8 protein-coding genes are annotated in these 4354 nt (G+C 70.1%); 2 read left to right on the plus strand and 6 right to left on the minus strand.

The genetic code is table 11. The features are described 5' to 3' along the window. Positions 1–24: 24 nt before the first annotated feature. The 6 genes from QM582_RS14595 to QM582_RS14620 form a co-directional block, all read right to left on the minus strand. Positions 25–882, minus strand: coding sequence for a recombinase family protein (locus QM582_RS14595; protein ID WP_415085588.1), 858 nt, complete (start codon positions 880–882; stop codon positions 25–27). Positions 883–959: 77 nt separating this feature from the next. Next, positions 960–1421: a hypothetical protein gene (locus tag QM582_RS14600; RefSeq protein WP_415085590.1), complete on the minus strand. Its 462-nt coding sequence runs from the start codon at positions 1419–1421 to the stop codon at positions 960–962. Further along, entirely contained in the window at positions 1421–1843 is a 423-nt protein-coding gene (locus QM582_RS14605; protein ID WP_415085592.1) for a hypothetical protein, read from the minus strand. The genes QM582_RS14600 and QM582_RS14605 overlap by 1 nt, the downstream gene beginning before the upstream one ends. Continuing rightward, the gene (locus QM582_RS14610; RefSeq protein WP_415085594.1) at positions 1843–2043 is read right to left on the minus strand and encodes a hypothetical protein; all 201 of its coding nucleotides are present in this window, start codon (positions 2041–2043) and stop codon (positions 1843–1845) included. Before QM582_RS14610 ends, QM582_RS14605 begins: the two co-directional genes overlap by 1 nt. Then, entirely contained in the window at positions 2040–2762 is a 723-nt protein-coding gene (locus QM582_RS14615) for an N-acetylmuramoyl-L-alanine amidase (protein ID WP_415085596.1), read from the minus strand. The genes QM582_RS14610 and QM582_RS14615 overlap by 4 nt, the downstream gene beginning before the upstream one ends. Continuing rightward, positions 2762–3472: a C39 family peptidase gene (locus QM582_RS14620; protein ID WP_415085598.1), complete on the minus strand. Its 711-nt coding sequence runs from the start codon at positions 3470–3472 to the stop codon at positions 2762–2764. The genes QM582_RS14615 and QM582_RS14620 overlap by 1 nt, the downstream gene beginning before the upstream one ends. A gap of 205 nt (positions 3473–3677) precedes the next feature. On the opposite strand from QM582_RS14620, the gene QM582_RS14625 reads away from it, so the two are divergent. Together QM582_RS14625 and QM582_RS14630 are read left to right on the plus strand one after the other, a co-directional pair. Further along, positions 3678–4076, plus strand: coding sequence for a hypothetical protein (locus QM582_RS14625; protein WP_415085600.1), 399 nt, complete (start codon positions 3678–3680; stop codon positions 4074–4076). Beyond that, on the plus strand, positions 4073–4354 hold a 282-nt coding region (locus QM582_RS14630; protein WP_415085602.1), incomplete at its 3' end, for a hypothetical protein. The genes QM582_RS14625 and QM582_RS14630, both read left to right, overlap by 4 nt.

Raw genomic sequence — 4354 nt, forward strand, 5'->3', positions numbered from 1 at the left:
CCACAATTTCCCCACCATTGAATCTCAGCGCCAGTGCCACACCAGGCGGTCCGCGACACCTCTGCCCGCGGCTGGCGGGGTCACGTCGATCCGGTCGACGACGGCTTTCACGACGTCGTGGCGGGCCGTGACCGGGGCGTCCGCCCACCACTCGACGACCTGAGCATCCGAGAGGTCGGCGAGGCTGCCGGCGGCGTCGAGGAATGCGAGCCCGTGGTCCGCTTCGGCGATCACGCCGCGCGCCGCAGCGAGCCCCGCATCAAGAGCCGCCCGCTCGGTGCCGCCGGCGCCGAACGCTTCGGCGAGGGCCTGCATCCGGTCGGCGGCCGTGTCCCGCATCCACAGGTAGTGGTCGCGGCCGCGGTCGACGGCACGCCGCAGCTCGGCCAGCCACGCCTCGGAAGTGATACGCGTCAGGACGCGCTCAGAGATCTCCACCTCCACCGGGTCGACCCGCACATGCGGGCGCGCCGGACAGTCCCGGTTGTCGCACGCCCAGTCCCGGCCGGCGCGGAACATCGTGGACGCGCACACCGAGCATCGGAGGATGCCGGCGGCGACGGATGGTCGTGGTGTGTCTTTGGACACGAACCGCTGCCGGGCGGGGTCGGTGAGGACGGCCATGACCTTGTCCCAGAGGGGGCGGTCGAGGATTGGGGCGTAGTGGTCGTCGCCGATCATGCGGGGGCGTCGCAGGGTGCGGGTGATGCTGGCGCGTGACCAGGTGCCGCCGGTCGCGGTGGGCACGTGGTCGGTGTTGAGGTCGCGGATGAGGGCGGCGATGGTGCCCCCGTCGGCGATCCACTGGGCTATGCGGCGAATCTGGGCGGCTTCGGCGTCAATGACGGTGCCGTCGGCCCGCCATCCGTAGTGGCGGCTCACTCTGACACTTCGGGGGTACGAGTCATATCCGGCACTGTACCCTCGCCTACGGGTCAAGTGTCAGGGCTTGCGGACCGTCAGATCAGGTCCCGGAGCTTGTCCGGAGGATCGGGAATCGGATGGTCAGGGTCAATGCGGCGGATCGCGTCGACCAGGACGCGCACATAGCCGATCGCCGCCCACAGCCTCGAGTTGGCGACGGTCAGCGAGTCCCGCAGCGCGGCGACCTCAGCGCGGACCTCGTCCATTTCGGCGCGGTGGTCAGCGCGGTCGCGTTCAGCGTCAGCGGCGAGCTGATCGTACCGGCGGGCCAGGCGCGCGATCTCGGCGTCGTCGATCTGCGCGCTGGGGGGGTTCGTCAGCGCCTCCAGCCGCTCCACGCGACGTCGCTGACGCCAGCGCGCCGCAGCACCGAACACACCTGGCAGAGCCGCCGCGGCTTCGGACAGGATGCCGGCCACACCGGCCGGACCGCCGACGAACGCGAGCAGCATCCACAGCACCCACGGCATCCCGAAGGGCGGGTTGTCGAGGTCCATCAACTCTCCTCATCGGCCGGAGGCTCGACCTGCATCCAGTAGCCGAACGCGGCACACCACGACGCGGCACCGAGCAGTACGTAGAGTCCGGCCCACCGGAAACCGCCGGTCCAGGACATTGTTTCGACGCCGATTCCGACGCCGAGGGTGAGCATGAGTGCGCCGCCGAGGTGCAGGCCGCCGATCGCGATGTGTCGCCAATGGCCGACGAACCCTCCGATCGTCATCAAGCCGGCGAGCACGAGCGCCGCCCCCCACATCGGGAGCGGTGCGGCGCGTTCGATCTGTGCGAGCGCGGCCGTGTCGGACGACAGCATGTAGTCCGTGCCGATCATCAACATCGACACGGGGATGATGCTGACGACCGCGGTGCGCCACCGTTCGGGGATCAGCGGTTCCCACCGGCCCCGGTGGATTCGCATCAGTCGTCCTTGCGGTGACGTCCGGACGGCGTGTGCACGGCGGCGACCGCGAATCCTCCGGTCCCGAGGATCGCCGCGCCCAGTGCCAGCCACATCGACACGTCGGTGTCGGCGAGCACCCCGTAGGCGACGAGGATCGGGAGTGCCGCGGTCAGGATGAGGTAGCAGCGTTGCCGGACCTGCGGCGACGGCCCGCTCACTTGGAGGCCTTCGGGTCGACGAAGCCGGGGATACCCAACTGGGCGCCGATCGCGGCGACGGCGTCGACGAGGGTGCGGTCGCCGAGCTGCTTCCAGCCCGGGTACTTGCCGGCCTCGGGCGAGCCCGTGAGCTGCGCCTTGATGTCCTGCTCAGGGGTCAGGGCCATGGTGTCTCCTTGGGTGGCCGCGACGATTTCTTTCGCGCGGGAGATGACGAGGTCCAGCGGGAAGCCGGACCCGGGATCGGTGTGGTCGGACTCGCCGAACGCGGCGCTGATGTCGGCGTGCGTGCAGATGCCGCGGCGGCCGGCGCGCAGGTCCGCCGGGCCGATGCGGATCAGCGGGATGCCGTAGCGGCGGTGCCAGTCGGCGAGGTCGTGGGCGAGGCCTTCGAGGCCGTCGCGGCCCTTGGCCAGCCATTCGGCGCGGGTCCAGCGGGCGTAGCCCTCGAGGCAGGCGTGCAGGGCGATGCGGTTGCCTGTGGTCATGGCCGACCACGCCTGCTTGGTCTCCGGGACGAGTTGCGCGCCCTGGCCGAGGAGGGCGCGGAGGCGGTGGTAGGAGCCGTTCTTCTGGGCCTCCATCCAGCCGATCGCGCCTTCGTATCCGCCTTCGGTGTCGTGGACGCAGGCCGCCTGGATGGTGGTGAGGTCCTTGTTCCACAGGCCGACGCCGGTGCGCTGGACGGGTGCGCCGCGGTAGACGCCGAGCGCGCCCATCAGCGAGCTCCGAGCTTGTCGAGGACGGCGGCGATCGCGTCGGTGAGGGTTCGGCCGCCGAGCTGCGGCCACCCGCGGTAGTCGACGCTCGATCCGCAGAGCTGCGCGCGGACGTCCTGCATGAGGGATGGTGCTGTGGGCGCCGGGCTGGGAGCGGCCGGTGCGTTGACGTTGGCGTAGCAGTAGCCCTTCGGCGGGATCAGCGTTGCGAGCTGGTCGAAGCTGACCCAGTAGCCGAACGGCCGGAACCCGCTGTCGGCGACCCACACCGCGCGGGCGGTGTCGTCGTAGCCCATGAGCGGGATGTAGTGGAAGACGGTGCCGCCGCCGTATGCCGGGGACTGCGATCCCTTGACGCCGCGCGGATAGTTGGACGGCGGCGCGACGATGTTGGCGACGACACCCCATCCGGCGTCGATCGAGCGCCGCAGGTCTGCCCACAGGCGGGTTTTCTGCGCCGAGGTGGGCGGGTCGTTCGGCATGTACACGCTGGTGTACTGGGCTGCGGGCACCCGCCGGTCGAGGACCTTCTCGATGAGTCCGATGTAGTCAGTGCCGTTGACGGTGGTGCCGATCTCGCGGGCGAGGTCTGATTCGGCGACGCGGATGCCGCGGGAGTTGAGGACGACCTGCGTGGATGCGGGGCCGCACCAGTAGCCGGTCTCCTGCGGGACGACCGATCGGTCGTAAGGGAGGATCTTCTCTGCCACCGGGTGCCTCCGGGTCGACGTGCGTCGCCCGGCCCAACCGCCAGCAGCTCCGTCTAGGGTAGCGCGCTGGCGTTCGTGGTTCGGGTGTCGACGCCTGGGCGGGGCCATTTCCGCCACGCCGCTTGACGCCCCCTATTTTAGGGGGTAGATTGTAGTTATCGGGTCAAGGGGAACAGCCCCAGACCCACCCAGAAGGGACCACGACATGAGCGCCGAAGCCGCCACCGCCAAGCAGATCGACTACATCCGCAGCCTCCAGGCTGACTACGCCTACCTCGCCGACGCTGCGAAGCCCGACTTCGCCGCCAGCTTCGGCGTCAAGGAAATGGCCGAGACGTACGCCCTCGAAGACCTCGAAGCTACCGGCCTGTCCATCTCCGATCGCATCGCCCGCGGTGAGGACGTCAGCATCGAGGACCGCAAGGCCGTCAAGGCCGCCCGCCGCGCAGCCACCGCCGAGTGGGTGTCGAAGATCGCCGACAACGAGAGCATCCGTTGGGATGCTCGCCTCGCCGCGCTGACCGCGTCCACCGACGACCTGACCAAGGCTCAGGCGTCGGACCTCATCGCCGCGCTGAGCTTGGACGTCGAGGCCCTCCGGTGAGCGGCCGCACGGTCCGCGTGCAGACCCGAGACGCCGCCTGGCAGTCCCCGATCCCGACGCGCACCGGCGTCGTGTGGGAGCCGACGCATTGGGATGTCGAAGTCTCTGACGAGCCCCGTCCTGCACGACCCGGCCACAGCCGTGTGGTCGCGGTCGGCGGCGGCCGACCGGAGACGTGGGACGGCCGCCACCTCGACGAGTGGCTGGTGCTGGTGGACGCGGGCACCGACTCGGGGATGCGGGCGCACCCGATCGCCGGGGTGGACCGAATGTCCGCC

Source organism: Micropruina sp. (assembly GCF_047607385.1).
Lineage (GTDB): Bacteria > Actinomycetota > Actinomycetes > Propionibacteriales > Propionibacteriaceae > Micropruina.